At 72.4% G+C, this 20,563-nt stretch carries 22 protein-coding genes and 1 pseudogene; 9 read left to right on the top strand and 14 right to left on the bottom strand.

Annotated features, from left to right (window positions below):
- The first annotated feature begins 194 nt into the window (after positions 1-194).
- On the top strand, positions 195-833 hold the full coding sequence (locus tag GA0070604_RS21360) for a L,D-transpeptidase family protein (RefSeq protein WP_091121323.1): 639 nt from the start codon (positions 195-197) through the stop codon (positions 831-833).
- 59 nt (positions 834-892) lie between these two features.
- On the top strand, positions 893-1,825 hold the full coding sequence (locus GA0070604_RS21355; protein ID WP_091121319.1) for a rhomboid family intramembrane serine protease: 933 nt from the start codon (positions 893-895) through the stop codon (positions 1,823-1,825).
- Between the two features lie 36 nt (positions 1,826-1,861).
- On the opposite strand, the gene GA0070604_RS21350 is transcribed toward GA0070604_RS21355, so the two are convergent.
- From GA0070604_RS21350 to GA0070604_RS21340, 3 genes are all read right to left on the bottom strand, one after another.
- Complete coding sequence (locus GA0070604_RS21350) at positions 1,862-2,137, bottom strand: flagellar motor switch protein FliG (protein ID WP_091121316.1); 276 nt, start codon at positions 2,135-2,137, stop codon at positions 1,862-1,864.
- Positions 2,138-2,184: 47 nt separating this feature from the next.
- On the bottom strand, positions 2,185-2,616 hold the full coding sequence (locus tag GA0070604_RS21345) for a RusA family crossover junction endodeoxyribonuclease (protein WP_091121312.1): 432 nt from the start codon (positions 2,614-2,616) through the stop codon (positions 2,185-2,187).
- 185 nt (positions 2,617-2,801) lie between these two features.
- A complete protein-coding gene (locus GA0070604_RS21340) occupies positions 2,802-3,506 on the bottom strand; it encodes a VOC family protein (protein WP_091121308.1) in 705 nt (234 codons plus the stop codon).
- Between the two features lie 223 nt (positions 3,507-3,729).
- Here GA0070604_RS21340 and GA0070604_RS21335 point away from each other — a divergent pair, with 223 nt between their 5' ends.
- From GA0070604_RS21335 to GA0070604_RS21320, 4 genes are read left to right on the top strand one after another with little or no spacing between them, the layout of a single operon-like run.
- Positions 3,730-5,019 carry an ABC transporter substrate-binding protein gene (locus tag GA0070604_RS21335; RefSeq protein ID WP_091121303.1) on the top strand — a complete coding sequence of 430 codons (1,290 nt, stop codon included), beginning with the start codon at positions 3,730-3,732 and terminating at the stop codon, positions 5,017-5,019.
- Positions 5,020-5,065: 46 nt separating this feature from the next.
- Positions 5,066-6,061, top strand: coding sequence for a carbohydrate ABC transporter permease (locus GA0070604_RS21330; protein ID WP_091121296.1), 996 nt, complete (start codon positions 5,066-5,068; stop codon positions 6,059-6,061).
- A gap of 1 nt (position 6,062) precedes the next feature.
- Positions 6,063-6,899 carry a carbohydrate ABC transporter permease gene (locus GA0070604_RS21325; protein WP_091121293.1) on the top strand — a complete coding sequence of 279 codons (837 nt, stop codon included), beginning with the start codon at positions 6,063-6,065 and terminating at the stop codon, positions 6,897-6,899.
- 11 nt (positions 6,900-6,910) lie between these two features.
- A complete protein-coding gene (locus tag GA0070604_RS21320) occupies positions 6,911-8,119 on the top strand; it encodes an ABC transporter ATP-binding protein (RefSeq protein WP_091121290.1) in 1,209 nt (402 codons plus the stop codon).
- A 141-nt stretch (positions 8,120-8,260) separates the two neighbouring features.
- Here the strand turns inward: GA0070604_RS21320 and GA0070604_RS21315 are convergent, their stop codons facing one another.
- The 5 genes from GA0070604_RS21315 to GA0070604_RS21295 form a co-directional block, all read right to left on the bottom strand.
- A complete protein-coding gene (locus GA0070604_RS21315) occupies positions 8,261-9,118 on the bottom strand; it encodes a hypothetical protein (RefSeq protein ID WP_091121287.1) in 858 nt (285 codons plus the stop codon).
- Positions 9,115-9,477, bottom strand: coding sequence for a PadR family transcriptional regulator (locus GA0070604_RS21310; protein WP_244162036.1), 363 nt, complete (start codon positions 9,475-9,477; stop codon positions 9,115-9,117). Before GA0070604_RS21310 ends, GA0070604_RS21315 begins: the two co-directional genes overlap by 4 nt.
- A gap of 69 nt (positions 9,478-9,546) precedes the next feature.
- Positions 9,547-11,652, bottom strand: coding sequence for a xanthine dehydrogenase family protein molybdopterin-binding subunit (locus tag GA0070604_RS21305; RefSeq protein WP_091121281.1), 2,106 nt, complete (start codon positions 11,650-11,652; stop codon positions 9,547-9,549).
- The gene (locus GA0070604_RS21300; RefSeq protein ID WP_091121278.1) at positions 11,649-12,635 is read right to left on the bottom strand and encodes an FAD binding domain-containing protein; all 987 of its coding nucleotides are present in this window, start codon (positions 12,633-12,635) and stop codon (positions 11,649-11,651) included. The genes GA0070604_RS21305 and GA0070604_RS21300 overlap by 4 nt, the downstream gene beginning before the upstream one ends.
- Positions 12,632-13,180 carry a 2Fe-2S iron-sulfur cluster-binding protein gene (locus GA0070604_RS21295; protein ID WP_091121274.1) on the bottom strand — a complete coding sequence of 183 codons (549 nt, stop codon included), beginning with the start codon at positions 13,178-13,180 and terminating at the stop codon, positions 12,632-12,634. Before GA0070604_RS21295 ends, GA0070604_RS21300 begins: the two co-directional genes overlap by 4 nt.
- 78 nt (positions 13,181-13,258) lie before the next feature.
- Here GA0070604_RS21295 and GA0070604_RS21290 point away from each other — a divergent pair, with 78 nt between their 5' ends.
- Entirely contained in the window at positions 13,259-14,362 is a 1,104-nt protein-coding gene (locus tag GA0070604_RS21290) for an XdhC family protein (protein WP_091121269.1), read from the top strand.
- On the top strand, positions 14,359-14,916 hold the full coding sequence (locus tag GA0070604_RS21285) for a nucleotidyltransferase family protein (protein WP_091121267.1): 558 nt from the start codon (positions 14,359-14,361) through the stop codon (positions 14,914-14,916). Before GA0070604_RS21290 ends, GA0070604_RS21285 begins: the two co-directional genes overlap by 4 nt.
- Before the next feature lie 42 nt (positions 14,917-14,958).
- On the opposite strand, the pseudogene GA0070604_RS21280 reads toward GA0070604_RS21285, so the two are convergent.
- From GA0070604_RS21280 to GA0070604_RS21255, 6 genes and pseudogenes are all read right to left on the bottom strand, one after another.
- Positions 14,959-15,360 (bottom strand): annotated as a pseudogene (locus tag GA0070604_RS21280) (YybH family protein); the annotation flags it as partial.
- Positions 15,361-16,266 (bottom strand): bifunctional helix-turn-helix transcriptional regulator/GNAT family N-acetyltransferase, encoded by a 906-nt coding sequence (locus GA0070604_RS21275; protein ID WP_091121260.1) that lies wholly within the window; start codon positions 16,264-16,266, stop codon positions 15,361-15,363.
- Positions 16,267-16,554: 288 nt separating this feature from the next.
- Entirely contained in the window at positions 16,555-16,971 is a 417-nt protein-coding gene (locus tag GA0070604_RS21270; RefSeq protein WP_091121256.1) for a hypothetical protein, read from the bottom strand.
- A gap of 9 nt (positions 16,972-16,980) precedes the next feature.
- Positions 16,981-17,319: an Imm51 family immunity protein gene (locus tag GA0070604_RS21265; RefSeq protein ID WP_091127307.1), complete on the bottom strand. Its 339-nt coding sequence runs from the start codon at positions 17,317-17,319 to the stop codon at positions 16,981-16,983.
- A gap of 280 nt (positions 17,320-17,599) precedes the next feature.
- Positions 17,600-18,697: a winged helix DNA-binding domain-containing protein gene (locus GA0070604_RS21260; protein ID WP_091121253.1), complete on the bottom strand. Its 1,098-nt coding sequence runs from the start codon at positions 18,695-18,697 to the stop codon at positions 17,600-17,602.
- 108 nt (positions 18,698-18,805) lie between these two features.
- Entirely contained in the window at positions 18,806-19,531 is a 726-nt protein-coding gene (locus GA0070604_RS21255; RefSeq protein WP_091121249.1) for a YsnF/AvaK domain-containing protein, read from the bottom strand.
- Between the two features lie 372 nt (positions 19,532-19,903).
- On the opposite strand from GA0070604_RS21255, the gene wrbA reads away from it, so the two are divergent.
- A complete protein-coding gene (gene wrbA, locus GA0070604_RS21250; RefSeq protein WP_091121247.1) occupies positions 19,904-20,521 on the top strand; it encodes an NAD(P)H:quinone oxidoreductase in 618 nt (205 codons plus the stop codon).
- The last annotated feature ends 42 nt before the right edge of the window (positions 20,522-20,563 follow it).

The following is a 20,563-nucleotide window of genomic DNA, read 5'->3' as shown; positions in this document are numbered from 1 at the left end:
CCAGCTCGCCGTGTTGAGCTCGGCGTGAGCGACGTGCCACGCCCGCCGTGCTCGCGACGGCGAATCCGCTACCACACCGGACGACCAGGGTCAGGGCCGGGGAGTTGCGGACCCGGTCCTGACCCGCTCCGACGGTCCGGGCCCGCCCGCCCGTCGCGCGCTGCGGTCCCCGGCCACATGCGAGGATCTTCCGCGTGAACCCGACCACCCCCATCCAGCTGACCACCCTGCCGCCGCACGCGCGGCAGGCCGTCGTCGTCACCGGGGACGGCTACCGCACCACCCACGCCACCCTGCGGGCGTACGCGATGGTCGACGACCGCTGGCACCCGGCCGGTCCGCCCCGGCCGGCGCGGATCGGCGCCGACGGGTTCAGCGACCACCATGTCGAGGGCGTGCCGACGACGCCCACCGGCGTCTACGCCATCGGCCCGACGATGTACGGCATCGCCGCGGACCCGGGCGTCCGCTACCCCTACCACCGGGTGGCCGTCGACGACTGGTGGAACGCGAACCCTTCCTCCCCGCACTACAACGGCTTCCAGCGGTCGGCCACGAACCCGGGCGGGCACAGCGAGGCGCTCTGGCGGGAGGACCCGGCCTACACCCACTTCGCGGTGATCTCCTACAACATGCCGCCGACGGTCGCGACGCCGGTGCCGGACGCGGGCAGCGGCATCTTCCTGCACGAGTTCACCGAGCCCGACGGCAACGCCACGGCCGGCTGCGTCAGCCTGTCGCACGAGCACCTGGTCGAGGTGCTGACCTGGCTGGACCCGGACGCGGCTCCGCACGTCGTCCTGACCCCCGTGCAGCACCTCGACCGCTACTGAGTCCCGCCCGCCCGGAGCCCCGCCCCACCAGCCCATCGAGACCCAGGACCGGACATCCCATGGAACCGATCAGCACCGGCGAACCGCCGGCCGACGAGGCGGCCACCACCTGCTACCGGCACCCCCGGCGGGAGACCCTGCTGCGCTGCACCCGCTGCGACCGCCACATCTGTCCGGACTGCATGCGCGAGGCGCCGGTCGGGCACCGCTGCCCGGACTGCGTACGCGAGGACAACCGCACGGTCCGTCAGGCCCGTACGGTGTTCGGCGGCCGTCCGGTCAGCCGGCCGCTGGTGACGTACCTGCTGATCGGGTTGATCGTGCTGGTCTATCTGGCCGAGTTGGCCCAGCCGGCGGTCATGGACCGGTTCGACGGACTCGGCACCGGGCTGGTCGACGACGCCGGCCAGCGGTACGTCGACGACGGCGGTACCTACCTGGGGTACGAGCCGATCGGCATCGCGCACGGCGAGTGGTACCGACTGATCACCTCGGCGTTCCTGCACCTGCTGCCCACCCAGGGCACGTTCGGCATCCTGCACATCGTCTTCAATCTGTACTGGCTCTGGCTGCTCGGTCGGGTCGTCGAGGAACGGCTGGGCCACCTGCGCTACCTGACCGTCTACCTGCTCGCCGCGTTCGGCGGGTCGGTGCTGGCCTTCCTCATCTCCCCACAGCAGGCGGTCGTCGGCGCCTCCGGCGCGGTGTACGGGCTGGCCGGCTGCTACGTCGTTCTCACCCGGCGCCTGCACCACCATCCGATCGACCGCAACCGGGTCCTCATCCCGTTCCTGCTCTGGATGGTGCTCTCCGCCGGCTGGACCTCGTGGGAGGGACACCTGGGCGGCCTGCTCACCGGCGGTGCCGTCGCGGTCGCGATGGCGTACGCGCCGGCGAAGCGGCGCACCCTGGTGCAGGCGGCGGTGGCGGTCGGGCTGGCGGTGCTGCTCGTCGTGCTGGTCGTGCTGAGGTCGGTCGACATCGGCGGCTGACCGGAACCGGCCGGCTGCGGGCGGAGCGCAGCCCGCTCAGGCGATCTCGCCCCGGACGATCGCCACGGCCACCCGGCAGAACTCCTCCATGTCGGGCTGGAAACCGGCGGCGATGTCGGGGTGCAGGCCGACGCGGGTCTCGTCGAGCAGCCGGCGGCAGACCTCCTCGACGGGTTCGCCCGCGTAGCTGGCGCGGACCCGTTCGGTGGCCGCCTGCAGCGCCGAAGTCAGCTGATCCTCCAGCGGGCCGCGCAGCTTCCGCTGCACCGGGTCCAGCCCGCCCGGGTCCAGCGTGACATGTGGCTCCGACACTGGCGCTCCCTTCGTCGGCGTCCGCGGTACCCCACCGCGGCCGTCGGTCAAACCACCGCCGGTACGGCGGCCACCCGGACCTGGTACGAGACGTCCTCCGCCGGCTCCTCGGCGTACGACAGCCGGCGGATCTGCCGGTCGTCGTTGTAGAGGGAGACGTCGACCAGCACCCCGAGGTGGGCCAGGCCGATGTTCGCCACCCGCTTCTTGTCCTGAAGCACCGCGCAGACCCCGCCGAGCAGGGTGCTGGCGTCGGAGGTGCGGTGCCCGGGCGGGCAGCGCAGGGTCAGGTCCACCTCGATCGGACCGGCGAGCGGGGTCCACCCGGTGCGCTGGGCCGCCGTGCAGGCGGCCTGGAGCAGGGTGCGGACCCTCGTCGCCTGCCGGTGGCCGGCGGCGAAGATGGACAGGGCCTCGGTCTTGACCGGGGGCAGGCCGCTCACCTCGAACGTCAGGGCGAGAGCGCGGGTGTCCTGCACGACGGCACCTCCTCGTTGGGACGATCCTGCCCAGCCGGCGGTGCGGCGGAGGCGAGTTCGCGCGAGAACCAACCGAACGGGCGGGCTGGGGTCGGCCGGAGGCGTATCGACTTCGACGGCGACGCGCTGGCTGCTGAGCTACGGAAACCGTAGTCGACCCGGCCGACGCCGGGTAGCCTCGCCGCTCACTGGTTGGGACGTGGCGGGAAGGCGCAGAACTCGTTGCCCTCCGGGTCGGCCATGACCCACCAGCGGGTCCGCTCGGTGGGTTCGCGCAGCAGGGTGGCGCCGGCGGTGATCAGCGCGGTGACGTCCGGGCCGGTCAGGGTGACGTCCCAGTGCCAGCGGTTCTTCACCTGCTTGCGTTCGGGCACCGGGTCGAAGACCCAGCGTTCCCAGGGGTAGCCGTCCGCGCCCACCACCGAGACGGTGCCCTCCGCGGTGGTCTCCACCCGGCCGCCGACCACCCCGGCCCACCAGGCCGCCTGGGCCGCCGGGTCGGCGCTGTCGACGACCACCGCGAACACGCCCGGCCGGGCGCCGTCGTGCGACGCGAACGCGCAGAACTGGTTGCCCTCCGGATCGGCCAGCACCCACCAGTCGATCTCCGCGTCCGGCTCGCGGACCAACCGCGCGCCGGCGGCCAGCAGCGCGGCCGGCGCCGACTCGGCCAGGCGCAGGTCCAGGTGGACGCGAGTCTTGCCGGTACGCGGCTCGGGCACCGTGTTGACCCAGATCGACTCGGCCTTGCCGGTGGCCGCCCGCGGGTCGATCCGGGTGTCGCCGTCGCCGGTGTCGACCAGCTCTCCGTCGATGATGCCGGCCCAGAAGGCGCCGAGCCGGTGGGCGTCGGCCGCGTCCATGCACAGGTCCTTGAAGCTCGCGATCATGCGCCCCACTATGCCGGCCGCCCCCGCCACGCGCGGCCCGGGTCGGCGTGTCGTGCTCGTCTCGTCACCGTCAGGTTTCGTATCGGCGCAGGTCGGGCACTGTTGGGCGCATCGAAACGCCCGGGCCGGGGGCGGACCTGCCGCAACCTGCGTCCCGACCGTCTCGCCGTGCGCCGGGGCACGGGTGACTCCCCGGCTCTCGCCGAAGGAGAGGGGGAGGGCGATGACGACAGACCTCGACGCGGCCGCGCACCGGCGACGGCCGGCCAGACGTGCGGCGGCGGCCGCCGCCGCGTTGGCGTTGGTGGCCCCGTTGGCGGCCTGCGGGTCCGGTGGTGAGAGCGGTACGCCGACGATCAACCTGTACTACCCGCCGGAGCAGAACCTGCAGAAGGTGGTCGACGACTGCAACGGCCAGGCCCAGGGGCGCTACCGGATCGTCTACCGGGTGCTGCCGCGGGAGGCCGACGACCAGCGGGTGCAGATGGTGCGCCGGCTGGCCGCGCGGGACAGCGGGATGGACGTGCTCGGCCTCGACGTCACCTGGACGCAGGAGTTCGCCAGCGCGCACTGGATCCGGGAGTGGACCGGTCAGGACAGGGCCGAGGCGGAGCGGGGCACCCTCGCCGGTCCGCTGGACACCGCCCGCTACGAGGGCAGGCTCTACGCCGCGCCGAAGAACACCAACGTCCAGCTGCTGTGGTATCGCACGGATCTGGTGCCCGAACCGCCGAGGACCTGGGACGAGATGATCTCCGTCGCGCAGCGGCTGAAGGAGCAGGGCAAGCCGTACCAGGTGCTCACCATGGGCGCCCAGTACGAGGGGCTGGTCGTCCTCTACAACACCCTGGCGGAGAGCGCCGGCGGCAGGATCCTCAGCGACGACGGCAAGAACGTCGTGTTGGACGAGGGCGCCGTCAAGGCTCTCGACCAGCTGCGGAAGCTCGCCACGTCGGGCGTGACGTCGCCGTCGTTCAGCAACGCCACCGAGGATCCGGTCCGGCTGGAGTTCCAGTCCGGCGCCGGCGCCTTCGAGGTCAACTGGCCGTTCGTGTATCCGGCGATGCAGGAGGCGGCGCCGGAGATGGCGAAGAAGGTGAAGTGGGCGCGGGTGCCGGGGATCGACGCGGATACGCCGAGCAAGGTCACCATCGGTGGCGTCAACCTGGCGGTCAGCAGCTACTCGAAGCACCCGGCGGAGTCCTTCGAGGCGGCCAGGTGCATCCGTGACGCGAAGAACCAGAAGTTCTCCGCGGTCAACGACGGTGTGCCGCCGACCATCGAGCAGGTCTACGACGACCCGGAGATGGACAAGGCGTACCCGATGAAGGAGACCATCCTCCAGGAGCTGAAGGAGCCGGCGGTCCGGCCGCTGACCCCGGCCTATCAGAGCATCTCCACGGTCGTGTCGGCGATGCTGTCGCCGCCGTCGGCGATCCGGCCCGAGCAGACCGCCGCCGACCTGCGCAAGGCCATCGGCGACGCCCTCGAGTCGAAGGGGGTCCTGCCGTGACCGAGCTGATCCACCCGTACCGGGTCGAACGTCCGGAGGTGACGGCATGAGCGTGAACGCGACTCCCACGGGGGCCGAGGTCGCCGCCGAGGCGGAGCGCGCCGCCGGGCGGCATGCCGCGGTGCCGGCGCAGCGGGCCCGCCGCCAGGCGAGGCCGCCGCTGAGTGAGAACAAGCGGGCCGAGCGGCGGCTGGGCTGGTTGCTCTGCGCGCCGGCCGCGCTGGTCATGCTGCTGGTCACCGGGTACCCGATCGTCTACTCGGTCTGGCTGTCCCTGCAACGGTTCGACCTGCGTTTCCCCGACCAGCGCGAGTTCGTCGGGCTGGACAACTACGCGACCGTGCTGACCAACCAGTTCTGGTGGACGGCGTTCGGGGTCACCGCGTTGATCACCGTGGTCACCGTCGCGGTGGAGCTGGTGCTGGGCATGGGTCTGGCACTGGTCATGCATCGGACGCTGGTCGGGCGGGGCGTCGTGCGCACCGCGGCGCTGATCCCGTACGGCATCGTCACGGTCGTCGCCGCGTTCTCCTGGCGGTACGCCTGGACGCCCGGCACGGGCTACCTCGCGAACCTCTTCGACGGCAGCGCGCCGTTGACCGAGCGGGCCAGCTCGCTGGCGATCATCATGCTGGCCGAGATCTGGAAGACCACGCCGTTCATGGCTCTGCTGCTGATGGCCGGTCTGGCGTTGGTGCCGGAGGACCTGCTCAAGGCGGCAGCCACCGACGGCGCGACCGGCTGGCAGCGGTTCACGAAGGTGATGCTGCCGGTGATGAAGCCGGCGATCCTGGTCGCTCTGCTGTTCCGCACGCTGGACGCGTTCCGGGTCTTCGACAACATCTACATCCTGACCGCGGGCGGCAACGAGACGTCGTCGGTGTCGATGCTGGCCTACAACAACCTGATCCGGGGTCTGAACCTCGGTGTCGGCTCGACGATGTCGGTGCTGATCTTCCTCACCGTGGCGGTCATCGCCTTCGTGTTCGTGAAGTTGTTCGGCACCGCTGCCCCGGGCAGCGACGAGGGGGAGAGGCGCTGAGATGGCTACGGAAACCACCATGCGGGCGAAGCTGCGCTGGGGTCTGCTCGACGTCATCGTCGTCGTCTTCGCGCTGATCCCGGTGCTCTGGATCGCCTCGCTGTCGTTCAAGACCCCGGCCACGCTCACCGACGGGAAGTTCATCCCCCGGGAGTGGACGTTGGACAACTACCGGACGATCTTCGCCACCGACCAGTTCGTCCGGGCCCTGGCCAACTCGATCGGCATCGCGCTGATCGCCACCGCGATCGCGGTGGTGCTGGGCGCGATGGCCGCGTACGCGATCTCCCGGCTGGCCTTTCCGGGCAAGCGGCTGCTGGTCGGGGTGTCCCTGCTGATCGCGATGTTCCCGCAGGTGTCGCTGGTGTCGCCGCTGTTCGAGATCGAGCGGCAGCTCGGCCTCTTCGACACCTGGCCGGGGCTGATCCTGCCGTACATCACGTTCGCGCTGCCGCTGGCGATCTACACGCTGTCGGCGTTCTTCAAGCAGATCCCGTGGGACCTGGAGAAGGCGGCGAAGATGGACGGCGCCACCCAGGGCCAGGCGTTCCGGCGGGTGATCGCCCCGCTGGCTGCGCCCGGGCTGTTCACCACGGCCATTCTGGTTTTCATCTTCTGCTGGAACGACTTCCTGTTCGCCATCTCGCTGACCTCCACCGAGCGGTCCCGTACGGTGCCGGCGGCGTTGTCGTTCTTCACCGGCGCGTCGCAGTTCGAGGACCCCACCGGGGCGATCTGTGCCGCCGCCGTGGTGATCACCATTCCGATCATCGGATTCGTGCTCTTCTTCCAGCGCCGCATCGTCTCCGGCCTGACCTCCGGCGCCGTCAAGGGATAGGTGGTGTAGTCGTGGCTGACATCGTGCTCGACAAGGTGAGCAAGCGGTTCCCGGACGGGACCATGGCGGTGCGGGAGGTCGACCTGGAGATCGCCGACGGCGAGTTCGTCATCCTGGTCGGTCCGTCCGGCTGCGGGAAGTCCACCACCCTCAACATGATCGCCGGGCTGGAGGACATCAGCTCCGGCGAGCTGCGAATCGCCGGGGAGCGGATCAACGACAAGGCTCCCCGGGACCGGGACATCGCGATGGTGTTCCAGTCGTACGCGCTGTACCCGAACATGACCGTGCGGGAGAACATGGCCTTCCCGCTGCGGCTGGCGAAGCTCGACAAGGACACGATCAATTCCAAGGTCGAGGAGGCGGCGAAGGTCCTGGAGCTGACCCCGCTGCTGGACCGCAAGCCGGCCAACCTCTCCGGTGGGCAGCGGCAGCGGGTGGCGATGGGCCGGGCGATCGTGCGGCAGCCCAACGCGTTCCTGATGGACGAGCCGCTGTCCAACCTGGATGCCAAGCTGCGGGTGCAGATGCGCACGGTGGTGTCCCGGCTGCAGAAGCAGCTCGGCACCACCACCGTCTACGTGACCCATGACCAGACCGAGGCGATGACCCTGGGCGACCGGGTGGTGATCATGCGGGGTGGCGCGGTGCAGCAGGTCGGCCCGCCGCAGGAGCTCTACGACCACCCGCGCAACCTGTTCGTCGCCGGTTTCATCGGCTCGCCGTCGATGAACTTCCTGCCCGCCGCCGTCGAGGACGGGCGCCTGCGGACCGCGCTCGGCGACGTGCCGATCGGTGACCGGGTACGCCGGCAACTGTCCGGGGCCGACGCGCCGCGCGAGCTGATCCTCGGCATCCGTCCGGAGCACTTCGAGGACGCCGCGCTGATCGACGACGAGACCCGCCGCCGGGGCATGGAGTTCGAGGCGCCGGTCGAGATCGTCGAGTCGATGGGTTCGGACAAGTACGTCTACCTCACCGTCGAAGGCGAGCGTGCCAGCGCGGCCGAGTTGGAGGAGCTGGCCGTCGACGCGGGTGCCAGCGACTTCACCGGCGCCGGCGCGAGCCTGGTCACCCGGCTGTCGACGGAGTCGCCGGTGCGGGAGGGGGAGAGCCGGCGGGTCTGGTTCAACCTGGAGAAGATCCACCTGTTCGACCCGTCCACCGGGCGGAACCTGACCCTGCACGAGGGCCGTGCCGCCGGCGCGCTCGCGGACTGAGGGGCGCGGAGCCGCGAGGGCCGGTGGCATGCCACCGGCCCCGGGTGGACCGACACCGTACCGGGCGACCCGGCGGCTGGGCCGGGCCTGGACACCTCCGGCTTGAGCGGGTTGTTCTGGCCGATCAACCCACCCGGACCGCTACGCCGGGAAGCGGCGTTGGGCCCGTAGCGCACCGGCCGCGAGCAGCGCCGAGCCCAAGAGGAGGAAGATCGGGACCGCGATCACCAGCACCGACATGGAGACCACCAGCTGTGGGATCACCGTGAGCAGCAGCAAGCCGAGCGCGATGGCCGGTCGCGGGTCGATCACGGCCCCCCAGGCCAGGCAGAGTGCGAGCATGGCGAGCGCCGTGCCCAGCGCCGCGAGCCCTTGGCCGAACAGCGGCAGCAGCGTCGAGGCGAGGACGAGCAGCGGGATCGCGAGCAGCCATCGCCACGGTCCGGTCGCCGCAGGTCGACGCAGTAGCGGCACCGACAGGCCGATCACTGGCAGCCACCAGGAGGCGAGTTGGAACGCGTAGAGGTTGTCCCAGGTGTTGGCGAACGGGGGAATCACGGACGGCAGCGGAGTGAGAAGCGCCAGCGCGAAGCCCAGCCGGTAGCGGGCAGACAGCAAGGCCACCGCGGTGCCGGCGATGATGCCTTTCACTACGGATTCCCCGATCAGCCGCCCGGAGACCCACTCGCCTGGGGGTAGCTCTGCCTGGGCAGACGCCACCAGCCAGAGCTGCATGATGAGCTGCCAGGCCAGCATTAGAACGAGGGCTGCTCGCGCGCCGTCGAGCCAGGCCGCTGCCGTTGAGTGGAGCTGGTCAACACCGGCGCGGATGCGTATCCCGGCCAGCAGCATCGCCCTGGCTTCCCGAGGTGCCGGCCACTGCTGGCCGGGCCGGCTCAGCTCCATCAGGGTGCCGATCAGTTCTTCGCCGCGCTCCCGTCGATAGGCCCGGGGGTAGGCCCGCAGCAGTTGCCGGTACCGGCGTTCCAACGCGCTCATGCGGGCCCCACCGCCGGCCGCACGGCGGGGGAAACGGTACGCCCGGACGGACGCGAGGCGACCAGGCTCGCCGCCTGTGCCATGCGGTCGGCCTCGGTGCGGACGGCGATACCGCCGGCGACCGTCAGCGCGTAGTACCGGCGGACGCGCCCGTTGACAGTCTCCTGTTGGACTGCCTCGACGAGCCCTTCCCGGGTGAGCCGGTCGAGGGCGGCGTACAGGGTTCCAGCGGCCAGGCGTACACGTCCGCCGGAGATTTCCTCCGCCCGTTTGATGATTCCGTGCCCGTGCAGCGGGCCGTCGAGCAAGGTGACCAGGAGGAAGTACGTCGGTTCGCGCATTGCGGCACTGGGAGCCATGCACGAAAGATACTAAGATGATCTTAGCTTGGCAATCAAAGAGCGTTGATCAACTCAGCCCGGCAACAGTCAGGGCGGAGTCGACGCCGGTAGCCGGTCCAGCAGCTTGTCCGCCCGGACCGGCAGGTCACGGATCCGGACACCGGTGGCGTGGTGCACCGCGTTGGTGACGGCGGCGGCGCTGCCCACGATGCCGATCTCGCCGATGCCCTTCACCCCGGCCGGGTTCAGCTCGGTGTCCTCCTCCGGCAGCCAGTACGCCTCGATCCGCTCGACGTCGGCGCAGGCGCTGACGTGGTAGGTGGCGAGGTCGTGGTTGACCCAGTCGCCGTACCGCTCGTCGAGCAGGCCCTCCTCGTGCAGGGCCATCGACAGGCCCATGGTCATGCCGCCGATGAACTGGCTGCGGGCGGTGGTCGGGTTCACGATCCGGCCGGCGGCGAAGACGCCGAGCATCCGGCTGACGCGGATCTCGCCGGTGTCGACGTCCACCCGGACCTCGACGAAGTGGGCGCCGTAGGCGTATCGGGGCCGGGCCGGCTGGGCCCGGATCTCGTCGGCGGTGCTCACCTCGACGGTCAGCCCCTCGGCCGGCACCGTGCCGCCGGGCGACTCGCGCATCCGTTCGCGCAGCCCCTCGCAGGCGCGGATGACCGCCCAGCTCCAGGAGGCGGTGCCCATGGAACCGCCGGCCACGCCGGCCGGAGGCAGCGCGCTGTCGCCGATCCGGATCGCCACCCGGTCGGCGGGCACCGCCAGCGCGTCCACGGCCACCTGCCACAGGGCGGTACGGGCGCCGGTGCCGATGTCGGTGGCGTTGATCCGTACCTCGACGGTGCCGTCGGGTGCGGCGGTGGCCGCCGCCGCGGCGGCCCGGGACCGGGCCGGGTAGCTGGACCCGGCCACCCCGGTGCCGACCAGCCACCGCCCGTCGCGCCGGACGCCGGGCGTCGGGTCCCGGTCGGCCCAGCCGAACCGGCGGGCCCCCTCACGCAGGCAGGCGACCAGGTTCCGGCTGCTGAACGGCTGTCCCCGCTCCGGGTCGACGGCGGGGTCGTTGCGGATGCGCAGCTCGACCGGGTCGAGGCCGCCGGCGATGGCCAGCTCGTCCATCGCGGACTCCAGCGCGTACGCGCCGGGACACTCGCCGGGCGCGCGCATCCAGAACGGGGTCGGCACGTCCAGCCGCACCAGCCGGTGCGTGGTACGCCGGTGGCGGCCGGCGTACATGCTGCGGGTGTAGACGGCGGTCTGTTCGGCGAACTCGTGGATGGTCGAGGTCTGGCTGATCGCGTCGTGGCACACCGCGGTGATCCGGCCGTCGGCGTCGGCGCCGAGGCGTACCCGCTGGATGGTTGGGGTGCGGTACCCGATCGGGCCGAAGAGCTGCTGCCGGGTCAGGGCGAGCCGGACCGGCCGGCCCACCTGCCGGGCGGCGAGCGCGGCGAGCACCACGGGCGCCTTGGCGTCCCCCTTGCTGCCGAAGCCGCCGCCGACATGTTCGGTGATCACCCGGACCGCCTCGTGGGGCAGCCCGAACAGCCCGGCGAGGCTGGCCTGGACGGCGGTCGAGCCCTGGTTGGAGTCGTGCACCAGCAGCCGCCCGTCCTGCCAGTGGGCGGTGGTGGCGTGCGGCTCCATCGGGTTGTTGTGGTAGGCCGGGGTGCGGTAGGTGGCGTCGACGCGGACCTGCGCGGCGGCGAATCCGGCGTCGAAGTCGCCGTCGGCGGTGTCGGCCGGGTAACCGGGGTTGACCTTGTCCGGCCGGTACAGGCCCGGGTGGTGTTCGGTGAGGACGGTGCTGTGTGGTTCGGTGTCGTAGTCGACGCGGACCAGCCGGGCGCCCTCCCGGGCCGCTTCGAGGGTCTCGGCCACCACGACCGCGATCAGTTCTCCCCGGTAGTGCACGGCCGGCTCCTGGAGCAGGAACAGGGTGGCGTCCACGCCGGGCACCAGCCGTGGCGCGTGGCCGTGGTACAGCACGTCGAGCACTCCGGGCACGGCCAGCGCCGGGGCCGGGTCGATCCGGGTGATCCGGCCCCGGGCGGCCCCGGCCGGCACCGCCCAGCCGTAGGCCACGTCGTCGGCCGGGAACTCGACGGCGTACCGGGCGGCGCCGGTCACCTTGTCCCGGCCCTCCAACCGGGTGTGCGCCGCGCCCACCTCGGTGCTCACGACCGGTCCGCCAGTTCGGTCAGCGCGCGTACCGTGAGGTTGCGGATCAGCGGCACCTTGAAGGCGTTGTGTTCCAGCGGGCGGGCGGCGGCGAGTTCGGTGTCGGCGGCGTGGGCGGCCAGCTCCGGGGTGAACGGCCGGCCGCGCAGCGTCTGCTCCGCCCGGTGGGCCCGCCACGGGCGGTGCGCCACCGCCCCGTACGCCAGCCGGACGTCGCGGACCACGTCGCCGGCCAGGTCGAGGGCGGCGGCCACCGAGCCGATGGCGAAGGCGAACGACGCCCGGTCGCGCGCCTTGTGGTACGTCGACCGGCGGGCGATCGGCGACGGCGGCAGGCGTACGGCGGTGATCAGCGCGCCCCGGGGCAGAGTGGTCTCCTGCTCGGGCCGGTCGCCGGGCTCCCGGTGCAGGTCGGTGAGGGGGATCTGCCGGGGGCCGTCCGGTGCGTGCAGCTCGACCTCGGCGTCGAGCGCGACCAGGGCGACCGCCATGTCGGACGGGTGGGTGGCCACGCAGTGCTCGGACCAGCCGAGGACGGCCAGGTCGCGGTTCTGCCCGTGCCGTGCCGCGCAGCCGGTGCCGGGTTCCCGCTTGTTGCACGCCTTGGCGGTGTCCTGGAAGTAGGCGCAGCGGGTGCGTTGCAGCAGGTTGCCGCCGGTGGTGGCCAGGTTGCGCAGCTGGCCGGAGGCGGCGGCCAGCAGCGCCCGGGTGAGGACGGGGTAGTCGCGCCGGATGACCGGGTGGGCGGCGAGGTCGCTGTTGCGCACGTTCGCGCCGATCCGTACGCCGCCGTCGGGCAGGGCCTCCACGGTGTCCAGCGGCAGCCGGGTCACGTCGACCAGCAGGGTCGGCCGTTGCACGCCGAGTTTCATCAGGTCCACCAGGTTGGTGCCGCCGGCCAGGTACGCTCCGTCCGGCTCGGCGTCGAGGAGGGCGACGGCCTCGGCCACGTCGGTGGGCCGGTGGTAGCGGAAGGGCCTCATCGGGACGCCGCCTCGCGGATCGCGGCCACGATGTTCGGGTACGCCGCGCAGCGGCACAGGTTTCCGCTCATCCGTTCCCGGATCTCCGGGTCGGTGAGTTCCACGGGCGAGGTCAGGTCGCCGGTCACCGCGCTGGGCCAGTCGCGGGCCACCTCGTCGAGCATGCCCTGGGCGGAGCAGAGCTGCCCGGGGGTGCAGTAGCCGCACTGGAAGGCGTCGTGGGCGACGAAGGCGGCCTGGATCGGGGCGAGGCTCTCGGGACCGGCGAGCCCTTCCACGGTGATCACCGTGCGGCCGTCCAGCGTCACGGCCAGGACCAGGCAGCTCTTGACCCGCCGGCCGTCGAGCAGCACGGTGCACGAGCCGCACTGGCCGTGGTCGCAGCCCTTCTTGCTGCCGGTCAGGCCGAGCCGCTCCCGTACGGCGTCGAGCAGCGTGGTGCGGTTGTCCAGCGTCAGGTCGTGGTCGACGCCGTTGACGGTCAGGGTGACGCGGGACGACCAGTCGTCGTCCGCCGGATTTCCGCTGTCCCGCCCGCTGCGCACCGCGCCAGACTACCGTTGACCGCGACATATACCGACAAATACGGGCAGAAGCCCGACCCTGGTGATCGGTGGAGCGGCATGCGCGAGGTCCTGGCCGCGGCCCGCGACTGGCGACGGCGCGGCATCCCCTTCGGACTGGCGACCGTGGTGGCCAGCAGCGCGGGCACCGTCACCAGTCCCGGCGACCTGCTCGCCGTCGACCCCACCGGCGAGGTACGCGGGGGCGTACCGGCCGGCTGCGTCGAGTCGGCGGTGCTCGACGCGGCAACCGAGACCCTGCGTACCGGCCGGGCCCGGCTGGCCCGCTACCGGGTGGGCGGAGACGGCCCCTGGCCGGCCCGGCCCGGCTGCGCCGGGACCGTCGAGGTGCTGCTGCGCCGGGTGGCCGCCGACGGACCGGCGGCACGCTCCCTGGCCGCGCTCGCCGGGCCCGACCCGGCCGTCGTGGCGACCGTGGTCGGGGGCCGGGCACCGTTCGCCGCCGAGCTGATCATCGGGCGGGACCGGGCCGAGGGCACGCTCGGCACAGTCGACCTGGACCGCTGGGCCGTCGACCGGGCGGCCGGGCTGCCGGCCGGCGCGGTGCTGCTGCGGTACGGCGAACGCCCCGGCGTGCGGGTGCTGTTCCAGGTGTCGGCGGCCGCGCCGCGGATGCTCCTGTTCGGTGCCACCGCCGTCGCTGCGGCGCTCGCCCGAATCGGGGCCGACCTGGGCTACCGGGTCGTCGTCTGCGACCCGCGACCCGCGTTCGCCACCGTCGGGCGGATGCCCGACGCGCACGAGGTGCACCGAGCCTGGCCGCACCGCCTGCTCGCCGCCACCCCGGTCGCCGCGGACACGGTGCTCTGCCTGCTCGGCCACGACCCCCGCTACGAGCTCCCGCTGCTGCGTACGGCGCTGGGCACCCCGGCCGGCTACCTCGCCGTGCTCGGCAGCCGCGCCGCGCACGCGGCCCGCCTGACCCGGCTACGCGCCGACGGCGTACCCGAGGCGCAGCTGGCGCGGCTGCGCGCGCCGGCCGGACTGGACCTCGGCGGACGCGGTCCGGCCGAGACGGCGCTGGCGATCGCCGCGGAGGTGGTGGCCTGGCGGCACGGCGGCACCGGCCGGCCGCTGTCCGGGCTGACCGGCCCCATCCACGCCGCCCACCCGGCCGGCGTGCCCGAGGCGGCGGCGCGGTGACGGTGGCCGGGCTGGTGCTCGCCGCCGGAGCCGGACGCCGGCTCGGCCGGCCGAAGGCGCTCGTCGAGTGGGACGGTGAGCCGCTGGTCCGGCGGGCCGTCCGGCTGCTGCGGGCCGGGGGCTGCGACCCGGTGCACGCCGTGGTCGGTGCCGGCGCCGATCGGCTTCCCACGCTGCCCGGCGCGGTTCCGGTGGTCAACCCGCGCTGGCGCGACGGCCTCGGCGGCTCGCTGCTGCGGGGCCTGGACTCGCTGCCGAGCAGCGTCGACGCGGCCGTGGTGGTGCTCGTCGACCAGCCCTGGCTGACCCCCGCCGCGGTGCGTCGGGTCCGTGCGGCGTACGCGGCCGGCGCCGTCGTCGCGGTCGCCGCGTACGCCGGCCGGCCCGGCCACCCGGTGCTGCTCGGCCGCGCCACCTGGCCGCTGCTTCCGCCCTACGCGACGGGGGACCGGGGTGCCCGCGACTTCCTGCGGGCCCGGCCCGACCTGGTCACCCGGGTGCCCTGCGAGGGGTCCCCGGCCGACCTGGACACCCCGGCCGACCTGGCCCGGTGACAGACCGACTCAGGTGACCGCCGGCGGCCCCGCGGCATCGAGGAGCGGGAACGAGTGGTGCTCGTGCGCGACCACCCACCGTCCGCCCTCCTTGCGGAGCCCGAAGGTGATCCGTAGCCGGTGCTCGGGGTGCTGGGAGAGGTGCTCCGGCTCGCCGCAGCGCAGCAGCGCGTGGGCGAACGCCACGTCGGCCCCGGCGGTCACCTCGAGCCGGACGATCTCGAAGACCGCCCCGCCGTCTAGCCAGCGGAAGAACGGCGGCCACGCCTCGCGGTAGGCGTCGATGCCCCGCACGCCCTCCTGCGGCGGCGGCACGTCGAACATCACGATGTTTTCGGCGTGGTCGGCGAGTACGCCGACCAGGTCGCCGTTACGGATCGCGGCCGCCCATCGCTCGATGAGGTCACCGACGAGCTTCTCGTCCTCGTGTCTGCGCGTAACCATTCAGTCTGACTCCATCGCGAGGTGCTTCTCGAACCAGTGGTGGGCATAGTGCTCGGTGTTGTACGCCTCGATCTCGTGATAGCCGGCCGAGCGGTACATCGCGACCGCCTCGGTGAGGTTGCGATTGGTGTCCAGCCGGACGGCGGTCCAGCCCCGCTCGGCGGCGTACCGTTCCAGCTCGCCCAGCATCCGTCGCCCGATCCCGAGTCCGCGTACGGTCTCCGCCACCCAGACCCGTTTGATCTCGGCGGGCGCGTCGCGGTGGAGCTTGACCGCGCCGCAGGCAACGGGTTCGGCGTTGAGGGTGGCGAGCAGGAACACGCCGGCGGGCGGAACGAGTTCCTCGTCGTGGACCGGGTTGCTCAGCGCCGGGTCGAACCCGTCGTCGAACCGTCGCGTGACATCGCGAGCGTAGGCCCGCACGCACGCCCGGGCCCGGGGGTCGCTCGGTGGGCACGGTTCGATGACGACCATCGACGAGACGAGCAGCCGTTCGACCTCGGCCATCGCCGCGGCGAGCCGTTCGCGGCGTCGCTCGGTGAGCGGTTCGAGGATCGACCAGGCGAACTCGTCGGAGCGCTTGTCGAGCTCGACCCACTTGGCCTGCCCGGCCTCGGTGAGCGTCGCGACGCGTACCCGGCCGTCGCCGCCGGCCTGATCGGCCGGGCCGACGGTGACGAGCCCGTCGCCTTCCAGGGTGCGCAACAGCCGGCTCAGGTACCCCGAGTCCAGCCCGAGCCGGGCCCGCAGCGCCGCGACCTCGGCGCCGCCGGGGCCGATCTCCCACAGCAGACGTGCCTGCGCGAGCGGGCGTCCGCGGGTCATGTATTCGTCGTCGAGCGCCCCCACCCGCTGGGTGACCGTCCGGTTGAACCGCCGTACCGCGGCGACGAGCTCCGAATCCACATGCCTGACTTTAGTCAGGCATGTGGGGGTGGCGCCAGCCGGTGACCGGCCGGCCGGGCGCGGCGCGGCCGTCGCGGATGCCAGGCCAGCTCGGCTCCTCCGGCAAGGCCGCCGGGCCTGCGTGCGCCAACACTCAGTCACGAGCCTGCCCGCTACGACGACGCCGCAACGAGGTGAAGCCCCGCAGGGTCGCCTGTGCGAATACCGCGAGGGCCCGCAGGATCTCGGGTCGATCGTGCGGCTCCGTTCCCCGGAGCGCCACGATGGCGACGAGCGCGAGCAGATGCGCTACGACCGGCCGTCCCGCCGTAGCGGCGCCCAGTAATCCCGTGCCGGGTCCTGAGCTGTCAGCCATCGTTGCATCGCCTCGATCGACGCCCGATGGGACTCCGAACAGACCTCATACCAGCGGTGCAACAGCAGCTCGTGGACCCGAACAGCCCGGCCGGCGAAATCGAGCACCCACGCGTCCACGGCCCGGGTGGCGGCGACCTCCTCGGCCTGCCCGCGCAACACCGAGGTGCAGTTGATATCGGTGGCGATCTGGTATCCGTCGCCGACCGTGGCGATGGAGAAATCGACCGTCCGATCACCTGCGTCGACGTCGACCGTCACCGCGAAGCCGATGACCTCGTCCCCGGAGGGCAGGGCCACTCCGTTGCCGGCCGCGTCGGGCGGCAACACGTAGTGGACCCAGAACGTCATCGGGGCGGGTCAGTCGTCGAACTCGAACCCGTTGGCGGCGGCGGTCGCCACCAGTTGGCGTACGCGGTCGGCGTCGGTGGCGACCGCCGCCATCCGCGCGGCCAGCTCTTCCAGCGCCGGTCGGTCCGTGCCGTAGGCGCAGAACATCCCGCCCTCGGGGTCGTAGTCGAACCGGGCTGCCAGGTCGGGCGCCTCGGTGCTGACCAGCAGCTGCGCCACGCCTTCCCAGAAATATCCGTTGGGTTCGTGCCCCAGCTCCTCGATCACCTCGTCCACCGTGGTCGTCCCCGCGTCAAGCAGCAAGGAGTAGTTACCAGGGGTCGTTTCGACGAGTCTCAGCGGACGCACCGAGGCATGCTGACACACCCGTACGACGAGCGGCAAGGACACGACCCGACGGGCCTGCCGGGGCCGGACGGGGTCACTGTCCGAAGAGCAGGGACATCCACGCAGCCCACCACTTCCCGTAGCGTCATGCCCACGTACCCGTGTCGGTGCGGGTGAGACGACGGCCCACCGTCGGGGGTTCCACAGGCGGCTCGGCGATGAGGTCCGCGAGCCGGAGTCGGGCCCGCGACAGCCCGTGGGCGGTCGCTGCCGGTGTCGCCCCGGCACCCCGGGGCCCTGGTCACCGACGCAGCGGCCGGCCCAGGAAGCGGGCGTAGTCGGCGAGGGCCGAGTCGACGCGGGCCCGCAGCGCGGTGTCGAACGGCGCCAGCGGCTGCACGGTCACCGTGACGCCGGTCTTGCCGATCGTCCGCTTCCAGGTGCCGACCACCCGGCCGCCACGGACCACGGTCGCCTGGAAGACGCCGTTCCCGCCGGGGACCACGGCCGCGGCGTGCGCCGGGTCGAGCATCGGCGTGCGGTCCTTGTAACCGAGCAGGTACTCGTCGAAGCCAGGCAGTGTGTGCACGTCGTCGACCGGCTCGCGGGGTGCGTCGAGCAGGGCGGCGTCGACCACCGCCGTGGTGCCGTCGACCTCCACCGTGGCGAGGGCGTCGCCGGCCACCGTGATGCCGCGCGTGGCGTCGGCGACGGTCAGGCCGGTCCAGCGGGCGAGGTCGTGCCGGGTGACCGGGCCGTGGCTGCGCACGTACCGTAGCGCGAGCAGGCCGAGCGCCTCGTCGCGATCGGGGCGGTGCGGATCGGGCACCCACTCGTCGAGCAGAGTGAAGGTCTGCTCGGTGCCGAGGTGGGGGGCGATGCAGATGACGCCTCGGTGTGCGGCGTACGACAGCAGGTGGTAGCCGCGCTGCCCGGCGGTGTCGATGCCGGCGGCGTTGAGGGTGGCCAGGCACTGGGCGCGGGTGAGGCGGCGGCCGCCGGTCAGCGCGTCGCCGAGCACGTCGACGGCCCGTTCCGTGTCGGCTTCGGTGAGTCCGAGTTGGGTGCGGCGGGTGGCGGCGGCGGAGAGGACGCGTACGCCGGTCACCGCCAGCATCCAGCGGGCGTCGCGGGACGGCACCAGGTGGATGGTGCCGCGCATCGGCCAGGTCCGCAGTGCCTCCCGGCGTTCCAGCGCGGCCTGCACGTCGGTCTGGGTGCGTCCGGGCAGGCGTACGCCGAGCGACCACAGGCCGCTGGCCGCGTCCTGGGCCTGCATGGCGCCGAACCATTCGACGATGCCGGCCACGCTGTCGGGGCGGGCGTGCGGGTGTGGGCGCAGCAGCAGGCTGGTCATCCGCAGTGCCAGCGCCTCGGCGTCGGTGAGCCGTACGGGCACGGCGGCCTCCCGTCTGTTGGTGGACGGTCAGCATAGGCGCGCCCGCCGACGTTTTCGCCGGACGTGACCGGGTGGGCGGTCGTGCCCGCCCACCCGGGATGTCGCCGGTCAGCCGGCGCGGGGCGGCTGCTCCGGCACGTCGGTGTCGATCACCTCGCGTTGGACCTGCGCGTTGACCGGCCGTTGCTCGACGACCTCGTGGCTGGTCAGCCGGACCCGTTCGACCGGGACCCGCTCCTTGACCGCCACCGGGTGTTCGGCGTGCAGCACCAGTTCGCGCTCGTCCTCGCCGATACCGGGCGGGACGTCGGCCCGGTCGGTCGCGGTGATCGGCTCCCGGACGACGCTCACCTCGTCGTGCTCGACCGGTACGGAGGTGTGCACGTTCTCGGTCACCACCCGCTTGCGTAGCCGCGCGGTGCCGACCGGTTCGCTCTGGGTGCCGACGCGCAGCCGTTCCTCGGAGCGGATCAGCTCCGGCGGGGCCGTCGTCCGCGGCGGCTGTTCCGGTTGCGGGGCGGGCAGCTGGTAGTGGCGGTAGAGCTGGGTGAGCTGGTCCACGCCCAGCGGCTGGTCGGTGCCGCTGTCCACGGCCGGGGCGGTGCGGACGGTGGATCTGTCGTACGGCATCTGCACCCGGCCCGCCTGCAACCGTGCCGTGTGCAGTGGGGCCATCGCCTCGAGACCGCCGGGGACTCCGGTGCGCACGCTGACCCAGGTGGGCTCGCCGGCGGCGTCGGCCCAGACCTGACCCACGCTGCCGATCGTCGCGCCCGAACGGTCCTGGACGTCCTGCCCGTACAGCGAGCGGATCTGCTGTTCGGTCAGTCGCATGGTTCGTCCTTCCTCTCACGGGTCATGGAGAGGATCCCCGCCGGGGCGGTCGACATGCCGGGAAATTCGGACGAATAGGAGGGGTAGGAGCGGAAAGCCCTGATCGCGCTCGCCAGCCGCGCTGCCGGCCGAGCGCGATCCCCCGTTCAGGTTTCCGGTGTCAGCCGGCGGGCCGGCCTGAACCCGGTGCGTCCAGGATCCCCGGTGTCCGGGTCGGGTGCGGCGGACCGGCAGGGAATTTGCGTAAACCTTGAGCCTGGGCAGGGGGTGCGCGGGGTCGGTTCGCGGCCCTGTGCCGGCGGGTCTGCGGCGTTTGTCCCGACGGGCAGGGGGTAGTCCCCGCCGACCCGAGACGCGAGGAGGACACGTCTGATGGCTGGCCAGGTCAAGGTCGCGGTGATCTACTACAGTGCGACCGGCATCACGTACCAGATGGCGCAGGCGGCGTGTGAGGCGGCGGCGGAGGCCGGGGCCGAGGTGCGCCTGCGCAAGGTGCGTGAGCTGGCCCCGGACGAGGCGATCCGGTCCAACTCGGGTTGGGAGGCGCACCGCCTGGAGACCCAGAACGTGCCGGAGGCCCAGCCGGACGACCTGGTCTGGGCCGACGTGGTGATCTTCGGTTCCCCCACCCGGTACGGCATGATCGCCGCGCAGCTCAAGCAGTTCATCGACACCACCGGCCCGTTGTGGGCCCAGGGCGCGCTGGCCGACAAGGTCTACAGCGCCTTCACCTCGACGGCCACCTCGCACGGCGGTCAGGAGGCGACCTTGTTGTCGCTGTTCACGGTCGTCTACCACTGGGGCGGCATCGTGGTCACCCCCGGCTACACCGACCCCAGCCAGTTCGTCGCCGGCAACCCGTACGGTGCCTCGCACACCAGCAACAACGGGGAGATCGCCCCGGACCACCTGGCCCTGGGGGCCACCGCGCTGACCGCGAGGCGGGCGGTGCAGATCGGTGCCGCGCTGCGGCGGGGCCGGGCCGGCTGAGCCGAGCCGGCCCGGTGGCCGGGCGTAACTCCCGACCACCGG

The organism is Micromonospora eburnea, from assembly GCF_900090225.1.
Classification (GTDB): Bacteria; Actinomycetota; Actinomycetes; order Mycobacteriales; family Micromonosporaceae; genus Micromonospora; species Micromonospora eburnea.
The sequence above is the reverse complement of the archived record's forward strand: the minus strand, read 5'-3'. Positions and strand labels throughout refer to the sequence as shown.

Bases quoted from the DNA above. Each gene is read 5' to 3' on its own strand.
- GA0070604_RS21355 (WP_091121319.1), top strand. From the start codon at position 893: ATGGAACCGATCAGCACCGGCGAACCGCCGGCCGACGAGGCGGCCACC.
- GA0070604_RS21340 (WP_091121308.1), bottom strand. From the start codon at position 3,506: ATGATCGCGAGCTTCAAGGACCTGTGCATGGACGCGGCCGACGCCCAC.
- GA0070604_RS21335 (WP_091121303.1), top strand. From the start codon at position 3,730: ATGACGACAGACCTCGACGCGGCCGCGCACCGGCGACGGCCGGCCAGA.
- GA0070604_RS21330 (WP_091121296.1), top strand. From the start codon at position 5,066: ATGAGCGTGAACGCGACTCCCACGGGGGCCGAGGTCGCCGCCGAGGCG.
- GA0070604_RS21325 (WP_091121293.1), top strand. From the start codon at position 6,063: ATGGCTACGGAAACCACCATGCGGGCGAAGCTGCGCTGGGGTCTGCTC.
- GA0070604_RS21315 (WP_091121287.1), bottom strand. From the start codon at position 9,118: ATGAGCGCGTTGGAACGCCGGTACCGGCAACTGCTGCGGGCCTACCCC.
- GA0070604_RS21310 (WP_244162036.1), bottom strand. From the start codon at position 9,477: ATGGCTCCCAGTGCCGCAATGCGCGAACCGACGTACTTCCTCCTGGTC.
- GA0070604_RS21300 (WP_091121278.1), bottom strand. From the start codon at position 12,635: ATGAGGCCCTTCCGCTACCACCGGCCCACCGACGTGGCCGAGGCCGTC.
- GA0070604_RS21290 (WP_091121269.1), top strand. From the start codon at position 13,259: ATGCGCGAGGTCCTGGCCGCGGCCCGCGACTGGCGACGGCGCGGCATC.
- GA0070604_RS21270 (WP_091121256.1), bottom strand. From the start codon at position 16,971: ATGACGTTCTGGGTCCACTACGTGTTGCCGCCCGACGCGGCCGGCAAC.
- GA0070604_RS21255 (WP_091121249.1), bottom strand. From the start codon at position 19,531: ATGCGACTGACCGAACAGCAGATCCGCTCGCTGTACGGGCAGGACGTC.
- wrbA (WP_091121247.1), top strand. From the start codon at position 19,904: ATGGCTGGCCAGGTCAAGGTCGCGGTGATCTACTACAGTGCGACCGGC.